Origin of the sequence: Subtercola sp. PAMC28395, from assembly GCF_018889995.1 — a bacterium.
Classification (GTDB): domain Bacteria; phylum Actinomycetota; class Actinomycetes; order Actinomycetales; family Microbacteriaceae; genus Subtercola.
Genome location: NZ_CP076547.1, coordinates 1,582,294 through 1,597,454, shown reverse-complemented (window position 1 = coordinate 1,597,454; position 15,161 = coordinate 1,582,294). Strand labels below are relative to the sequence as shown.

General features: G+C 63.4%; 16 protein-coding genes. 12 read left to right on the top strand and 4 right to left on the bottom strand.

What is annotated here, in order from left to right:
- The first annotated feature begins 476 nt into the window (after positions 1 to 476).
- The 4 genes from KPL76_RS07385 (at position 477) to KPL76_RS14970 (ending at position 1,483) form a co-directional block, all read left to right on the top strand.
- Positions 477 to 752 carry a hypothetical protein gene (locus tag KPL76_RS07385; protein WP_216335797.1) on the top strand — a complete coding sequence of 92 codons (276 nt, stop codon included), beginning with the start codon at positions 477 to 479 and terminating at the stop codon, positions 750 to 752.
- A gap of 111 nt (positions 753 to 863) precedes the next feature.
- Positions 864 to 1,175 carry a nucleotidyltransferase family protein gene (locus tag KPL76_RS07380; RefSeq protein ID WP_216335796.1) on the top strand — a complete coding sequence of 104 codons (312 nt, stop codon included), beginning with the start codon at positions 864 to 866 and terminating at the stop codon, positions 1,173 to 1,175.
- Between the two features lie 18 nt (positions 1,176 to 1,193).
- Complete coding sequence (locus KPL76_RS07375; protein ID WP_256438731.1) at positions 1,194 to 1,388, top strand: HigA family addiction module antitoxin; 195 nt, start codon at positions 1,194 to 1,196, stop codon at positions 1,386 to 1,388.
- On the top strand, positions 1,358 to 1,483 hold the full coding sequence (locus KPL76_RS14970) for a DUF427 domain-containing protein (protein ID WP_216335794.1): 126 nt from the start codon (positions 1,358 to 1,360) through the stop codon (positions 1,481 to 1,483). The genes KPL76_RS07375 and KPL76_RS14970 overlap by 31 nt, the downstream gene beginning before the upstream one ends.
- Positions 1,484 to 1,528: 45 nt before the next feature.
- Here the strand turns inward: KPL76_RS14970 and KPL76_RS07365 are convergent, their stop codons facing one another.
- Positions 1,529 to 1,756: a hypothetical protein gene (locus KPL76_RS07365; protein ID WP_216335793.1), complete on the bottom strand. Its 228-nt coding sequence runs from the start codon at positions 1,754 to 1,756 to the stop codon at positions 1,529 to 1,531.
- 442 nt (positions 1,757 to 2,198) lie between these two features.
- On the opposite strand from KPL76_RS07365, the gene KPL76_RS07360 reads away from it, so the two are divergent.
- Positions 2,199 to 2,819 (top strand): N-acyl homoserine lactonase family protein, encoded by a 621-nt coding sequence (locus KPL76_RS07360; protein WP_216335792.1) that lies wholly within the window; start codon positions 2,199 to 2,201, stop codon positions 2,817 to 2,819.
- Between the two features lie 108 nt (positions 2,820 to 2,927).
- On the opposite strand, the gene KPL76_RS07355 is transcribed toward KPL76_RS07360, so the two are convergent.
- Complete coding sequence (locus KPL76_RS07355; protein ID WP_216335791.1) at positions 2,928 to 4,835, bottom strand: potassium transporter Kup; 1,908 nt, start codon at positions 4,833 to 4,835, stop codon at positions 2,928 to 2,930.
- Positions 4,836 to 5,112: 277 nt separating this feature from the next.
- Here KPL76_RS07355 and KPL76_RS07350 point away from each other — a divergent pair, with 277 nt between their 5' ends.
- The 7 genes from KPL76_RS07350 (at position 5,113) to KPL76_RS07320 (ending at position 12,827) form a co-directional block, all read left to right on the top strand.
- The gene (locus KPL76_RS07350; protein ID WP_216335790.1) at positions 5,113 to 6,753 is read left to right on the top strand and encodes an ABC transporter substrate-binding protein; all 1,641 of its coding nucleotides are present in this window, start codon (positions 5,113 to 5,115) and stop codon (positions 6,751 to 6,753) included.
- Entirely contained in the window at positions 6,731 to 7,753 is a 1,023-nt protein-coding gene (locus tag KPL76_RS07345; RefSeq protein WP_216335789.1) for an ABC transporter permease, read from the top strand. Before KPL76_RS07350 ends, KPL76_RS07345 begins: the two co-directional genes overlap by 23 nt.
- Positions 7,750 to 8,610 (top strand): ABC transporter permease, encoded by an 861-nt coding sequence (locus KPL76_RS07340; RefSeq protein WP_216335788.1) that lies wholly within the window; start codon positions 7,750 to 7,752, stop codon positions 8,608 to 8,610. The genes KPL76_RS07345 and KPL76_RS07340 overlap by 4 nt, the downstream gene beginning before the upstream one ends.
- The gene (locus KPL76_RS07335) at positions 8,607 to 10,313 is read left to right on the top strand and encodes an ABC transporter ATP-binding protein (protein WP_216335787.1); all 1,707 of its coding nucleotides are present in this window, start codon (positions 8,607 to 8,609) and stop codon (positions 10,311 to 10,313) included. Before KPL76_RS07340 ends, KPL76_RS07335 begins: the two co-directional genes overlap by 4 nt.
- Positions 10,314 to 10,401: 88 nt before the next feature.
- Positions 10,402 to 11,790: an NtaA/DmoA family FMN-dependent monooxygenase gene (locus tag KPL76_RS07330; protein ID WP_216335786.1), complete on the top strand. Its 1,389-nt coding sequence runs from the start codon at positions 10,402 to 10,404 to the stop codon at positions 11,788 to 11,790.
- A 7-nt stretch (positions 11,791 to 11,797) separates the two neighbouring features.
- Positions 11,798 to 12,193 carry a winged helix-turn-helix domain-containing protein gene (locus KPL76_RS07325; RefSeq protein WP_216335785.1) on the top strand — a complete coding sequence of 132 codons (396 nt, stop codon included), beginning with the start codon at positions 11,798 to 11,800 and terminating at the stop codon, positions 12,191 to 12,193.
- Between the two features lie 55 nt (positions 12,194 to 12,248).
- On the top strand, positions 12,249 to 12,827 hold the full coding sequence (locus tag KPL76_RS07320; protein ID WP_216335784.1) for a GrpB family protein: 579 nt from the start codon (positions 12,249 to 12,251) through the stop codon (positions 12,825 to 12,827).
- Here KPL76_RS07320 and KPL76_RS07315 read toward each other — a convergent pair.
- Positions 12,814 to 13,509 (bottom strand): response regulator, encoded by a 696-nt coding sequence (locus KPL76_RS07315; RefSeq protein ID WP_216335783.1) that lies wholly within the window; start codon positions 13,507 to 13,509, stop codon positions 12,814 to 12,816. The two genes, KPL76_RS07320 and KPL76_RS07315, sit on opposite strands and share 14 nt — an antisense overlap.
- The gene (locus KPL76_RS07310) at positions 13,506 to 15,116 is read right to left on the bottom strand and encodes a sensor histidine kinase (RefSeq protein ID WP_216335782.1); all 1,611 of its coding nucleotides are present in this window, start codon (positions 15,114 to 15,116) and stop codon (positions 13,506 to 13,508) included. The genes KPL76_RS07315 and KPL76_RS07310 overlap by 4 nt, the downstream gene beginning before the upstream one ends.
- Positions 15,117 to 15,161: the final 45 nt, after the last annotated feature.

Genomic DNA, 15,161 nt, shown 5'->3' with positions numbered 1-15,161 from the left:
CCCCTCTGCTAGGTCTAACATCTTGCGTCTGGCCTCCATGACATGAAAAATCAACAGGTCGGCCGGTGGCGTCACCTCTGCCAACACTTCAATCATCTGCGTGCGACTTCGATTGGGTCCGATCCACAAATCAGGACGCAATCCGCCCTCAAGTCTCGGCTCATCGAACGCCCTCAGCCAGTAAACGTGGAGCTCGATCGCGTTCAAAGCATCGGCCTGATCGACTCCGTGTTTCGCTGCGCTCGGGGTCCACCTGATCGACATTTCAACTCATTTCAGTATTGTAGTACAGAAGTCTTTCGCGAGCTAGGCAAAGTGCCGATCGACCCAACACCCTCGATAATGACGATGTCTCACTATTGTATTCCGGATGGGAATACCCGACGCGCTGCCCACACCGGGCATCCGTTCTCTTCGTGCGGGCAAACGGAGCGTTTCGATCAGCATGGTTCCGAGCATCCATTCGCCTCGGTTTTGTGATTGAGAACAAGCAGACTGCGCCGGGTACGTGGGGGCAGCGAAGGGCTCGGGTTTTGCCGTGGTGCGATGTTGTTTGTGATGGCGAGCTGGCGTTTAACGTTCTCGACAGTCTGGTTGAGGGTGACTATGTGGTTGTTGAGGGGGAATTGCGCGTGCATCGGTTGTATCCGGTTGACGATGGGCGCGACTCGGCAATGGTGTCGGTGCGGGCCGAGAGTGAGGGGCTCGACCTGCGGCGCGGGGTCGCGAAGTTTCTGCGGGTGGAGCGATAGGGGTCGCTGCGGCCACGAAAGGCGCGGCGCAGCAAGAGCACGCGAACACTGCTCCTCACACCGTTCGGGCCTATTCTTGAATCAGGAACAGACGCAGATTGGCGGTGAAGAATGAGCGCGAAAGCACCTAGTGCAGTACTTGATGAGTTTCGTGATGCCATTCGCGCCACCATGACCCGGTTCGGAGTGTCCGAAGCGGGCGTGTTCGGTTCAACAGCCCGCGGGAGCGATCGTATCGGCTCCGATCTAGACCTCATCGTTGAATTCGCTCCTGGGGAACGGCGCGACTTGATTCACCTCAGCGATGCGCTGAGTGATCTCACTGGACTACAAGTTGATGTTGTCGACCATCAGGCAGTGCGGTCACGGGCGGCCAAGACCGGCATCGGCAGCTCTCTTCTACGCGACACTGTTCCTCTATGAATCCTGCCGAGCAACTCCGTGCCGGCTCGTCAGATGGACGAGATCGTGCATGGCAAGCGCGCGATTACGCCCAACACGGCGTCGCGACTTTCTAACGCGCTCGGTACGTCTGATCGGTTCTGGATGAACCTGCAGAGTCGATACGACCTGGATGTTGCGATCGCGGAGCACCGGATGTTCGCATGGATCTGCTCTCGCCGAGCGACACGCTAACCACCTGCGCGTATAAGGGTCACGCGTCATACTGGTCGGCTGTGGTCGGCGAGCAGCGCATCGAGGACGTGGGCTTACACGGAGCCGCTCAATGACGCCGTGCCAGTGCGTGACCTGATCTGCTTCTACGACGATCGCGTTCAGGTCGAGGTCGACGGAACCCCGGTTCGATCGCGCTCGTTCTGAAGCAGCCACACAGGATGATCGGGGCCGGAGTCGAGGAGCTCGGGGGCCCGAACAGAGAGCTCGATTCCGCCGTTCCACTTGGGTACCTTGCGGTCTTTGATCACCAGAACGACGAACACGTAGATCTCGACGACCTGCCAGAGCAGTCGGAAGATCGAATCAGAAACGGTGCGGTCAGGCATCAGGCTCCCCTTCGTCACCACGATGTTATGTTCGCGGCATACGGATGCACGGCAGCGCAGGGCCGCACGCGAGTGAGCCTTCGGTGAACACTGGTTGAACGACGTTCGGTCGGGTGCCACCCGGCCGCGAGCAGAGCCACTGCCGCGATTGCTGCTGCCGAACTGCGCGCTCCGGCCCTGAATCGCACGTTGGCCTACGACCGCTGGGATCAAGTCGAGGAGTCTGGGGCAAAGGTGCAAGGGCTCCGCTCGCGATCCGCGGCGTGGCAGATTATTGCGCGTTTGAATGGTCAGCTCGTCGTGAACGATCAGCACCTCAAAACGGCCTGTGCTCAACCTTGCAAAGGTCTGGCCGTTGTGGTCAGCGCATGAAAGTGTACGGTGTTCACATGAGATCTTCGGCCGTGGCGCCTTCGCTTCTTTTCGCATCGGGCGGCTGCGCATGACAAGTCGCAAACCGGTCACCGTGACCCCGATACGCGTCGCCACGCTTCTCGCCGGCGAGGAGCGGATGACGGTCTACGTGCACGTTATCGAGCATCCAGACGGCCGGGTGCTCGTCGATACGGGGATGACCGAATTGCACCCCGCGGTTGCCGACATGGACCCACGCTTGGAGCCGCTGACCGAGCACGGTATCGAGCTCGACAGCATCACTGCGGTCGTCAACACCCACCTTCACTTCGACCACTGCGGCGGCAACCACTTGTTCGCCGGGCGACCGGTGTACGTGCAACGCCACGAGCTGGAGGATACACGCACGCACGACGACTACACGATCCGTGAATGGGTGGATGCCGCGGGGGTGAACTACATCGAAGTCGACGGTGAGTTCGAACTGCTGCCGGGGGTTCGGCTGCTTCCGGCGCCTGGCCACACGCGCGGCTCGCAGATCGTCGTCGTCGAGACCGACGGAGGCACCGTCGTGATCGCGGGCGATACGGCGGTCTGGTTCGGCGAACTTGACGAACCGGTCACCGAGGGCCAGCGACTCATCCGCTCGCTCAATCCGCACCAGGTGTGGCTGGCCCACGTCGCCGAACCGTGGTCGGCCGGGTCATAGTTCTGCACCGAGGCAGGCCACCGATGACAGGTGCTGCACAGGCAGTGCGCACTGCGGGTCCCGGCTGCTCGAACCGGCGTCACTCGACTCATAGCGGTCGCACAGACCTCAGATGTCGATGTCGCTGCCCATGCTCACGGTGCGGCTGGCCGGCAGGGCGAATCGGGCCGCAGGGTTGGCCGCGTTCTGCGCGAGGGCCGCGAACAGGCTCTTACGCCAGGCGACCATGCCGGGGGCGCGCGTCGTTCGAATAGCCCCTCGCGACACGAAGTACGATGCGGTTTCGAGCTGCTTCGGTCGAAGATCGAGTACGCCGAGCGTGCAGGCCTTGCGAAGGGCCCGAGGGATGTTCGGGGTGTCGGAGAACCCGAAGCGGATCTTGAGGTGGTCGATGTCGTCGTCGGAGTATCCGAGGTCGTGGTACTCGAAGGCCTCTTTCGGGTCGATGTGAGGCACGTTCTCGATGACGACCGTGACAACGATGACGCGCTTGTGCATGACGTTGTTGCGTTCGACGTTCGCCCTCAACGCCAGCGGGGTCGAATCGCGGTTCGGGTGGAGGAAGATCGCCACACCGGGCACCCGCTGCACCTTGCGGGCACGCACATCCTTGACGAAGTCGGGAAGCGAGCCCTCCTTCTTCAGCCGCCCGAGAATCACCAGTTGGCGCCCTCGCCTCCAGGTCGTCATGACGACGATCACGGCGAGCGCGACGATCAGCGGCACCCAGCCGCCGTGCAGAATCTTCGACAGGTTGGCACTGAGAAACGTCAGTTCGAGACCGCCGAAGACAATCGCAGTGATGCCGATCTTCCACCAGCCCCAGCCCCACAGCCGCGGGGCGACGAGCAGCAGCAGAACGGTGTCTACTACGAGTGCACCGGTGACCGAGACCCCATAGGCGGTGGCCAGGGCTGCGGATGATCGGAACACGAGCATCACCGTCATCACCCCGACGAAAAGCAGCGTGTTCACGGCTGGGAGGTACACCTGGCCGCCCTCGTGCTCTGAGGTGTGTCGCACTGTCAGCGGCGGAAGGAGCCCGAGCTGCACGGCCTGCCGAGTCAGGGAGAAGGCACCGGAGATCACGGCCTGGCTGGCGATGACGGTCGCGGCCGTCGCGAGGATCACCATCGGCAGCCGCGCCCAGTCGGGGAACAGTAAGAAGAACGGGTTGGAGCGGGCATCCGGATTCTGCAGGATCAGCGCCGCCTGGCCGAGGTAGTTCAGAACCAGCGAGGGGAAGACGAGAAAGAACCACGCCCGGCGAATGGGAGGGCGACCGAAGTGCCCCATGTCTGCGTAGAGTGCCTCGGCGCCGGTGATGACGAGTACGACGGCGCCCATCGCCACGAACGCCACGAACGGGTGCGCGACGATGAACGTGATGGCGTAGGTCGGTGACAGCCCGAGGAGAACATTGGGGTGTTGCACGATCATGGGCACACCTGCCACGGCGATGACGACGAACCAGAGCACCATGATGGGCCCGAAGAGCCGGCCGACTCGCGCCGTGCCGAACCGTTGGAACGCGAAGAGCCCCGTCAGAATGACGGCCGCGATCGGAACGACGAGGTGCCCGAGCGCCGGCAGCGCAACCTGCAGGCCCTCGACCGCCGAGAGCACGCTGATCGCGGGCGTGATGAGTGAGTCGCCGTAGAACAGCGAGACCCCGACGATGCCGATGACCAGCAGGAGGCCGGCTTTTCCCGCTTTCGCGGCGTAGAGACGCTGGGCCAGGGCCGCGAGCGCCATCACCCCGCCCTCACCGCCATTGTCGGCGCGCATCAGGATCGTGACGTACTTGATCGACACCACGATCGTGATGGCCCAGAACATGAGCGAGATCACGCCGAAGACGTCGTCGGCCGTGGCCTGCACGGCACCATCGTCGATGCTGAACACGGTCTGCAGCGAATAGAGAGGGCTGGTTCCGATGTCGCCGAACACGACACCCAGGGCCGCAACGGCGAGCCCGGCTGCGCCGACCTTCGCCGGCCGGGTCACTGATTGCATCAGGTCATCCTCACCATTTCAGAGCAGTGATGAGTCTACGTCTACCCGGGCGCCGCGACGCCCGGTTGACCACGTCGAACAGCGCCGAACCGCCGGGTCAGCCAGCTGTCGGTATCACCCTGCTGGCATTTTCGCTCCTGTATTACCGCGTGTTTCGGGTCTGTGACAGCTCGTGTCCTCTCGTGTCAGGCGCCCTTCAACGGCTTCATTGCTTCGATTAGGTTCGGTGGCACACAGCGCATTCAGCTGCGCAGCCCGCCTCTACAGGAGCATCGTCATGTCCAAAAAATCCCGTCGGAACAGCACCCTGATCGCTAGCGGGTTGATTGCCGCCTTCGCGCTGTCGGCCTGCGCCGGCAATTCGGCAGCACCCCAGGCAAACGCCACCAAGGTCGACGGAGGCACGATCGTCTACGGCCACCAGCAGGAACCAGCCTGCGTCTTCGGCGGCTGGATCGAGCAGGCCTATCTCTCGTCGAACGTTCTCGATGGTCTGGTCTCGCTCGACAGCGACCACAAGGTCGTTCCGTGGCTCGCCGACTCCTGGAGCGTGTCGAGCGACCAACTGACCTGGACACTCAAGCTCAAGAGCGGTGTGAAGTTCACTGACGGCACCCCGCTCACCGCGGGCGTCGTGGCCTACAACTTCGACTACTGGGTGGGCGGGGGCAACAGCACGGCGAAAGTCTGGCTCGACGGGTACTACAAATCAGCGACGGCCATCGACGACCAGACCGTGCAGATCAGCCTCTCCCAGGCCTACCCGCGCCTCATCGACAATCTCACCCAGGGTTACTTCGGCATCCAGTCGCAGCACGCCCTCGAAACCCGCACCAAGGAGGAGAACTGCGAGGCGCCGATCGGCTCGGGGGCCTTCGTCGTGAAGACCTGGAACCGCGGAACCGACATCATTCTCGACCGCAACAACGGCTATACCTCTCCCCCGGCCAACGCGAAACACACCGGGCCGGCGTACGTCGACAGCATCGACTGGAAGTTCATCGCCGACCCCACCACTCGCTCGGCCTCACTCACCTCTGGTGAGACGAACGTCATCTACGACGTTCCCGCGATCGATTGGAAGAAGCTGGGCGACGCCGGGTTCCAGCTCGAGAAGTACGTGACCCCCGGGCGCCCGCAGCAGCTGACGTTCAACACCCAGCAGGGCCCCTTCGTCGACGAGCAGGTCAGGCAGGCTTTCGCCTACAGCCTCGACCGAAAGACCCTTGTCGACACGATCGGCCAGGGAGTGATTCCCTTCGAGGGCAACGGCGGCGTGAGCCAGGCGACCCCGGGGTACAGCCAGAAAGCGGCAGACACCTACACGTTCGATCTCGACAAGGCGAACTCGCTTCTCGACGCTGCAGGGTGGAGCACGAAGAACTCCGACGGCTACCGCGAGAAGGATGGCAAGGTACTCGAGGTGGTGCTGCCCTACGGGGCGGGCTCGATCATCAACGCTGACGGGGCCTCCATTCTGCAAGGAGTTCAGGAGCAGGCGAAGTCGGCCGGCTTCAAAGTGAAGCTGATTCCCGTGCCGCAGAGTGAACTGTTCTCGGGGGCGTACTCCGCACCCGACCAGAAAGACATCTCTGTCGGCTACTGGACGGCGGTGACCTCCGGAATCCTCTGGATCAACTACCGCCCGAGCACGACCGACAACCCGAACTACAGCAACGACGCGTTTGTGGGCGACCAGACCCTGGCCGACCTCATCACGAAGGCCAACGGCATCTCCGACGTCGCTGAGCAGAACGCAGTGTACGAGCAAGCACAGGAATACATTGCCGACCACGCGCTCTCGATCGGCCTCTACGACCGACTGAGCACCCTGGCTGTGTCTCCGTCTCTCAAGGACGTCTGGCAGGAGAATGCGCAGGGAGGGCCGATCTTCTATGACGCGTACTTCGTCAAGTAGCGTCATCGACTCTGGTTCGGGCACCTCCGTGTTCGAACCAGAGCGGCGCACCCTCCTCGGCACCCGGCTGCGATTCATCGGGGGCAAACTGATCGGCGCGGCAATCGTGCTCTTCGGCGCCGCCACCGTCGCCTTCTTCGCGCAAGTATCACTGCCGGGTGACCGCGCCACGGTCATCCTGAACATTCGCGCAGGGCAGGCGATCCAGAGAACACCCGAAGAGCTGCAGCAGATCAATGAGCAGTACGGGCTGTTGCACCCCCTTCTGGTGCAGTATCTCGACTACATGCGCGGCCTGGTCGTCGGAAATCTCGGCATCTCGTACCAGCAGTACAAGCCCGTCTCAGCGGTGATCTTCGAGCAGATCGGCCCGACGATCGTGCTGACGCTCACGGCACTCGCATTGTCATGGGTCATGCTCATCGTCTGGGTCACTCTGACCGCCGGGCGCGGGCCCAGGATCAGTGCGCTCGGCTCGGTGGTCGACACGACAACCGCCGGGCTTCCTGCCTACTGGCTCGGCATCATCCTGTTGCTGGTGTTCTCGGTGGGCCTCGGCTGGTTTCCCGTCATCGGCGGAACGAACCCGAACGGGCTCTTTCTCCCCGCCCTGACCCTGGCGATCCCGCTCGCCGGGTTCATGGGCCAGGCGACACGAACCGAGTTCGAGCGCACCCTGCAGCAGCCGTTCATCATCACCGCACGGATGAGAGGCATGGGCGATTGGGGCGTCAGGCTCCACCACGTGCTGCGTCATTCCTCCCTGGCAGCGGTCACCCTAACGGGCTGGGCGCTGGGCGCGACCATCTCTGGCGCAGTCATCGTCGAGACGGTGTTCACCCGGGCCGGCATCGGCAAGGTGCTCGTCTCGGCCGTCAACGCCCAGGACCTGCCGGTTGTGACGGGCATCGTCGTTCTGATCGCGGCGCTCTATGTGGTCGCGAACCTTCTCGTCGATGTGGCCTACAGCCTGATCGACCCCCGATTGGCGAAATCATGACACAACTCGACCAGAGCACGACCCCCCTGCCCACCGCACCTCGCAGAGTGTTCAGGCTGCCCATCGGGCTCCTGCTGTCGGCGGCCGCAGCGATCTTATTCGCCGTCGCGCTGTTCTGGCCGTCGGTGTTGGCGACGCACGACCCCTACGCGCTCAACCTGACGCACGCTCTTCACGCGCCCTCGTTCGAGTTCCTGTTCGGTACCGACGAATCCGGGCGCGATCTGTACAGCCGCGTCATCTACGGCACGGGGTTGTCGCTCTCCATCGGGCTCGGCGCCACGGCGGTGAGCATCACCCTCGCGGTGATCCTGGGTTCGATTGCGGCGTTGGCTGGGCGCTTCGCTGCAGGCACGGTGAACCGGATGATCGAGATCCTGTTCGCCTTTCCGACACTGTTGCTGGCACTGCTCATCGTCGCCATTCTCGGCCCCTCAGTGATGTCGCAGATCCTCGCGGTCGGGATCGGCACGGCGCCGGGGTACGCACGCATCATCCGCGGGCAGATCCTGTCGGCGAAGGGCTCCGGCTACGTCGAAGCGGCCACCGCGCTCGGGCACAGCCGCGGACTCATTCTGCGCCAGCACATTCTCCCCAATGCACTTCGGCCACTCGTGGCGATCATCACGCTGTCGGTCGGGCAATCGATTGTCTGGGCATCCGGGCTCTCGTTCCTCGGGCTCGGGGTCGCGCCACCCTCACCCGAATGGGGAGCACTGCTTGACGCGGGCAAGACCTACATCACGCAGGCCTGGTGGCTGACCGTCATCCCCGGGCTCGTGATCGTGGCCGTCGCACTGTCGGCGACGACGCTCGGCAAGTACCTGCAGAACGCAATCGAGAAGGGCGAGAAATGACGCAGACGGCAGGGCGCACAACCGATGCGACCACGAACGCTGTGAGCCTGGGCACACGTGGGGGCCACCTTCGCGTCTCGAAGCTCAACGTGAGCTTCGAGCGGGGCGGCCGGAATCATCATGTCGTGCACGATGTCTCGTTCGATCTTGCTCCGGGATCGTGCATCGCCATCGTCGGCGAGTCGGGCTCTGGCAAGAGCGTGACCGCCCGGTCGATTGTGGGGCTCACGGGCAGGAACGCCACGGTGACGTCTGAGGCCCTTCTGCTCGATGACACCGACCTGGCCCAGACCTCCGAGCGCGAGTGGAAGAGCATTCGCGGGCGACGGATCGGCTTCATCCTGCAGGATGCGCTCGTCTCGCTCGACCCCCTCCGCCCTGTCGGGAAGGAGATCAACGAAGCCCTGCGCCTGCACAACTGGGGCAACAGGAAGACCCGCAAGAAGAAGGTGATCGACCTTCTCGACTCGGTCGGTGTGCCTGCGCCCGAAGACCGGGCGCGCCAGCGGCCCGACGAGCTCTCGGGTGGCCTCAGGCAGCGGGCGCTGATCGCCTCAGCGATCGCTCTCGACCCCGACATCGTCATCGCTGACGAGCCGACCACGGCACTCGACGTCACCGTTCAGGCGCAGGTGCTGTCGCTGATCGAGGGAATGAAGGCACAGGGAACCTCGATCATCCTGATCAGCCATGATCTCTCGGTCGTGGCCCAGCTCGCCGATCACATTCTCGTCATGAAGGGCGGCTTCGTGGTCGAAAGCGGCGAGGCCTCACAGGTGCTGAACGCCCCGACGCACGATTACACGAAGAGCCTCATCAACGCCGTTCCCGGCTCACATACCAGGGACACCCCACTCGGCCCACCCCTCGACATTGTGGCGCTGCCCCACCCGGCCGCTGTGAGGGAGGAGTTTCTGAACTACGAGGGCCCGGTTCTCGAGGCAACCGAGCTGGTCAAGAGCTTCAGAAAGCCCGATGGCACTCACAGCCGCGCTGTCGACCGCGTCTCGTTCACTCTCGAGAGAGGAACGACGCTCGGCATCGTGGGTGAATCGGGGTCGGGCAAGAGCACAACGGCACGGCTTGCGCTTGCACTGTCAGAACCCGATTCCGGCTCGGTGACGCTGCTCGGGCGCCCGTGGACCGCCATTCCTGAGAAGCAAAGGCGGCGCCTGAGAAAGCGCATCTCCGTCGTCTACCAAGACCCGCTCAGCTCGTTCGACCCGCGGTGGACGGCGGAGCGCATCCTGCTCGACAGCCTCCCTGATCAGGAGCCCCTCAACGCCCAGCAGAAACGCGAGCGCGTGCACGAACTCGTGCGGCAGGTCGGGCTCACCCCCGACATCCTCCCGCGGTTCCCGCTGAACCTCTCGGGCGGGCAACGCCAACGTATCGCCATCGCGAGAGCCCTCGCACCCTCACCCTCGATCATCGTGCTCGACGAGGCGGTCTCGGCTCTCGACGTTTCAATCCAGGCCCAGATCCTCGACCTGCTGGTCGAACTTCAGAAGCAACTCGGGTTGAGTTACCTCTTCATTTCGCACGACCTCGGGGTGATCAGCCACATGAGTGACCAGGTGCTTGTCATGAAAGACGGCGTCGTGGTCGAACGAGGCACCCCTGACGACATCTTCGTGCGGCCGCAACACCCGTACACGCAGAAGCTCGTGCAGTCGCTGCTCACCCTCGAATCCAACGGGTGAATCTCCCAGCCCGCCCCTCCCTCACACCCCTGCTCCTCCCTCACACCCCTGCTCCTTCCCACCACTAGTCAGAAACCGGATGCCCGTAATGAGCCACTCGCCCGAAACCCCCAAACCGCTTCACTTCAATGCCTTCGTCATGAACACCACCTCGCACATCCATCACGGGCAATGGCGCAGGCCAGACGCCGGGCAGACGCAGTTCAATGATGTGCAGACCTGGATCGATCTCGCCAAGCTCCTCGAAGACGCCAAGTTCGACGCCATCTTCTTCGCCGACGTCAGCGGTCTCTACGGCGACTCCGACGCGGACTTCGATGTCTACGTCACGGAGGGGTTGCAGATTCCGAGCAACGACCCGACCGTTCTGCTGAGTGCGCTTGCCGTCAACACGACCAATCTCGGGCTCGCGTTGACGTCGAACGTGGTGCAGAGCCACCCGTTCCATTTCGCCCGGCAGATCTCCACCCTCGATCACATCTCCAATGGGCGGATCGCCTGGAACATTGTCACCGGTGTTCAAGACAACGGTGCGCGGAACTTCGGTCTTCCCCAGCTGACAGACCACGCCGAACGCTACGAATGGGCCGCTGAATATGTCGATGTGACGTACAAGCTGTGGGAAGGCTCGTGGGACGAGGGCGCGCTCATCCAGGACCGCGAGAACAGCACGCACGCCGACCCCTCGAAGATCCACAAGATCCACCACGAAGGAAAGCGGTACAAGGTCGAAGGCCCCCACCTGCCCTCGCCGTCGCTGCAACGCACCCCCGTGCTGTACCAGGCAGGGTCATCTGCCTCCGGTCGGGCATTCGCCGCGCAGAATGCCGAGGCCGTCTTCATCATCTCGCCGAGCCCCGCGGTAGCCAAGCAGCAGATCGACGAGACACGCGCGCAGGCCGTCGCTCTCGGAAGGCAGCCAGAAGACATCAAGTTCTTCCAGGGCCTCAGCTTCATTGTTGGTGACACCGCGGAGGAAGCCCAGGCCCTCGCAGCCGAATACGACAAATACGTCAGCGTCGACGGCTACGCCGCCCACGCGGCGATCGTCGACAAGAGCGGGCGCGTCTACGACCCTCAGACTCCGTTGAAAGACGTCGACACGAATACGGCGAAGGGGTTCCTCGAGTGGATCTCCCGCTACATCACCGACCGCGAACCGGTCGTCGCCGACCTCGCCCACCTCCAGGCCCGAAACACGCGCGTGGTCGGCACGGCCGAACAGATTGCTGATCAGCTCGAACTCTGGCAGGCCGCCGGCGTCGACGGCATCAACGTGATCAACTGGGTGATTCCCGGATCATTCGCCGAATTCGCCGAACGCGTTCTTCCCGTGCTTCGCGAGCGCGGCCTGGCCCAGAGCGACTACGCCGAAGGCCCCCTGCGCCAGAAACTGTTCGGGCAGCCGCGACTGAACGACCGGCATCCCGCAGCGAAATACCGTGGCGCGTTCGCCGAATCACGCGTAGGGGTGTGAGCAAGAGATGAGCCGCCCATCATCGACCGAGGCTGAAACCAGAGAGGCTGTAGTCCGCGACCTCGAAGGCGCGCCAGCCACGAATGATGAATCAGAAGCGGGCCTGCTCATCGACGTCTCGCGCCAGCGAGTGGTCATCGACGGTTCGGCCGTGCACCTGACATTTCGAGAATTCGCTTTGCTCTGCTTCCTGGTCGAGCGCGAAGGAATGACCCTGCACCGGAGCGAAATCGCGTCCGCAGACAACGCGTTCATCGGTACCGTCAAGACACGAACCATCGACGTTCACATCAAGCGGCTGCGCAGAAAGCTGGAGCCGTACGGCGACGTGATCCGCACCCAACGCGGTTTCGGCTACCGGTTCGACCGACGGCCCCAGGTTCGAGTCACCAGGTCAGGGTGATTTCAACTCCACGATCATCGCGGTTCTGTCTGCACGGCAATGCGATGATCGTGGAGTGAATGAGAGCAGCAACCCGCGCCGACCAGACACGACAACGGTCGAACTCGTGGGCGGCCCCGAGGCGATCGAAGTCGAACTGCACAGCTACGACCCTCAGTGGCCGGCGATCTACGCCGAGCACCGGCAACGAATAGTGGATGCCCTCGCCGACGTTACCTTCACCATCGAGCACATCGGCTCCACCTCGGTTCCCGGCCTCGCAGCGAAGCCGATCATCGACATCGTGGTGACGGTGGCAGACATCACGGCCGAAGAGCGCTACCTCGACCCGCTCCTTGCGGCCGGCTACGTGTTGCGGGTTCGTGAGCCGGCACACCGCCTCGTTCGCACGCCCGCGCGAGACGTTCATGTGCACCTGCTCGAACGAGGCGACCCTGCCGTCGACGAATACCTTCTGCTTCGCGATCATCTCCGGTCCAATGCCGACGACCGCGCGCTCTACGAGAGCACCAAGAGGAGCTTGCTGAACCAGCGGTGGGCAGACATGAACGACTACGCCGAAGCGAAGACCACGGTCATCCTCGCCATCAAGGCACGGGCGCGAGCACGGGCCGCCCGCCTCAATGCCGAGTGATCGAATACCTGTGCTCGGGGCGCCCGGTCTGGCCGTAGCGGAGTTCGAGTTTGACGGCGCCGATCTGCTCGAGCTGGGCCAGGTAACGCTGTGCTGTGGCTCGGCTGATGCCGACCTGGCCCGCGATTTCTGATGCCGAGAGTCCGGAGCCACTGGCACTCATCGATTTGTAGACGAGCTGCAGCGTCGGGGCGAGGTGTTCGATGTCAGAAGATTGGGGTTCGGCGGGCGGCGGGCGCAGCATCTCGAAGAGCTGGTCGACGTCTGACTGGCCGGCGTCTTCAGGCCAGTCGGCGATAGCGGCACGAGCCGACCGCACGGCAGTGAGTCGCTCGGCCAGCGCTGTGAAACCGAAGGGCTTCACGAGGTAGTGCACAACCCCCAGCTGGATTGCGGTGCGCACGGCATCGATGTCGGTGGCCGCTGAAATGACCAGTACGACGGGCGGTGCGGGGTCATCGAGGATGACCCGGGCGACATCGAGGCCGTCACCGTCGGGCAGGTAGATGTCCATGAGAACCAGGTCGGGGCGGAGTCGCTGTGCCATCTCCAGTGCGTCAGCGGCGGTGTGTGCTTTTCCCACGACGTGGAAGCCCGGCAGCTTTTTGACGAAGCCCTCGTGCACGGAGGCGACCCGGAAGTCGTCATCGACGATCAGGGTTGCGATCGATGCTTCAGTCATGACGACACCGCCGCCGACCCTGCGAGCGCAGGTGAACGCGGCAGAACGATCAGGAAGCTCGCGCCCGGGTCGCCGGCGACACTGATGGTACCGCCGAGCTCGGCTACAGCGCGCTGAACGAGAGACAGGCCGATGCCGCTGTGGCGCATGGCCAGGCCGCGCTTCGTCGAGTAGCCGCTTCTGAACATCTGCGGAATCACGCTCGTCGGCACACCCGGCCCGTTGTCGCTGACGCTCACCCGGAGCTCACTTTCGGATTCCACGATCCCGACCCGAACCCGCCGTGGCGCCGGAATTCCAGCCACAGCGTCGAACGCGTTGTCGATCAGGTTGCCGAGAATCGTCGTGAGCGCCTGCACTCTGTCGGGCGAGGCGCCGACGAAAGTCTCGGGGTCGAGGGTGAGCTGTATGCCCCGCTCGTTCGCCTCCGCGGCTTTACCAAGCATCAGGCCGACGATCTGCGGCGCGGCGATGCGGCTTCGAAGGGTCTGGTCGAGGTCGGCTGCTGTTCCGCGGATCTCGTTGACGTATTCGAGGGCCTCCTCGGGTCGCCCGAGCTCGAGCAGCCCAGCGATGCCGTGCATCCGGTTGCTGAATTCGTGCTGCTGCGCCCGCATCGACTCGGTCAGGCTCCGCTCGCCGTCGAGTTCCCGGCTCAGGGCCTCCACCACAGTTCGATCCTGGAGAGTTACGACCACACCGTGCGGTTGCCCTGAAAGGGTGACCGGCATCCGGTTCACGACGATCCAGAAGTCGTCAGTCAACATGATCTGGTCGGTCACGACACTCGTGCCCGTGAGGGCGTCTCGCACCGGGCCGGGCGGAAGCACGTCTTCCACGCGATGCCCGACGACGTTGTCTGCGAGGCTCAGCAAACGCTGCGCCTCGTCATTGTTGACGCTGATGCGCCCGGCGGGGTCGATGGCGATGACGCCCTCGCGGATTCCGTGGAGGGTGGCCTCCCGCTCTTGCAGCAGGCGGGCGATCTCATCGAGCTCGAGACCGAAGGTTCGCTTCTTCAGCAGCCTCGAGAGGCCGAACGAGGCCAGCCCACCCAGCAGCAGCATCACGACGAACCAGACGCCGTACGAGGGCAACTGGGTCAGCAAGGCGCTCGAGACAGAGTCTTCTTCTATGCCCACGGAGACCTCACCGATGAAGGTGTGATCTGACGAGTACAGCGGGGCGATCGCGTTGGCTGTTGTTCCCGTCGAGCCGTTGTTGACCCTCAGATGCACCTGCCCGTCGGTCGCTACCAGGGGCTCGGAGACGGGTTTGCCGATCAGCGCGCTGTTGGGGTGCGAAACCCGGATGGAGTTCTGGTCGATAACCACGACGTAGGCGGAGCTGGTTGCTTCAGCGGTGGCGAGCGCCAGTTTCTGCACTTCTGCATCACAGGAGGCGTTCCGTGAAGCCAGGCACGATTGCACCGATGTGTTCTGTGCGAAAGTCTGGGCGATGACTGCGGCGCGCGCCTGGTATTCGTCATCGAGATGGCCCCGTGCAGTGGTGGCGAAGAGAAGGAACCCGATCGCCGTCGAGGCGGTCAGAATCACCAGATGTGCCAGGAACATCTGGGTCGAGAGCTTTCTGATCCGCCATTGCATCACTTGATTGTTGCACTCGGACGCGTGAGCGTAATGCGCAGAAGT

Coding starts and splice junctions, on each gene's coding strand:
- KPL76_RS07360 (WP_216335792.1), top strand. CDS start 2,199: ATGACAAGTCGCAAACCGGTCACCGTGACCCCGATACGCGTCGCCACG.
- KPL76_RS07335 (WP_216335787.1), top strand. CDS start 8,607: ATGACGCAGACGGCAGGGCGCACAACCGATGCGACCACGAACGCTGTG.
- KPL76_RS07380 (WP_216335796.1), top strand. CDS start 864: ATGAGCGCGAAAGCACCTAGTGCAGTACTTGATGAGTTTCGTGATGCC.
- KPL76_RS07350 (WP_216335790.1), top strand. CDS start 5,113: ATGTCCAAAAAATCCCGTCGGAACAGCACCCTGATCGCTAGCGGGTTG.
- KPL76_RS07340 (WP_216335788.1), top strand. CDS start 7,750: ATGACACAACTCGACCAGAGCACGACCCCCCTGCCCACCGCACCTCGC.
- KPL76_RS07365 (WP_216335793.1), bottom strand. CDS start 1,756: ATGCCTGACCGCACCGTTTCTGATTCGATCTTCCGACTGCTCTGGCAG.
- KPL76_RS07330 (WP_216335786.1), top strand. CDS start 10,402: ATGAGCCACTCGCCCGAAACCCCCAAACCGCTTCACTTCAATGCCTTC.
- KPL76_RS07315 (WP_216335783.1), bottom strand. CDS start 13,509: ATGACTGAAGCATCGATCGCAACCCTGATCGTCGATGACGACTTCCGG.
- KPL76_RS14970 (WP_216335794.1), top strand. CDS start 1,358: ATGGATCTGCTCTCGCCGAGCGACACGCTAACCACCTGCGCGTATAAG.
- KPL76_RS07355 (WP_216335791.1), bottom strand. CDS start 4,835: ATGCAATCAGTGACCCGGCCGGCGAAGGTCGGCGCAGCCGGGCTCGCC.
- KPL76_RS07325 (WP_216335785.1), top strand. CDS start 11,798: ATGAGCCGCCCATCATCGACCGAGGCTGAAACCAGAGAGGCTGTAGTC.
- KPL76_RS07310 (WP_216335782.1), bottom strand. CDS start 15,116: ATGCAATGGCGGATCAGAAAGCTCTCGACCCAGATGTTCCTGGCACAT.
- KPL76_RS07345 (WP_216335789.1), top strand. CDS start 6,731: ATGACGCGTACTTCGTCAAGTAGCGTCATCGACTCTGGTTCGGGCACC.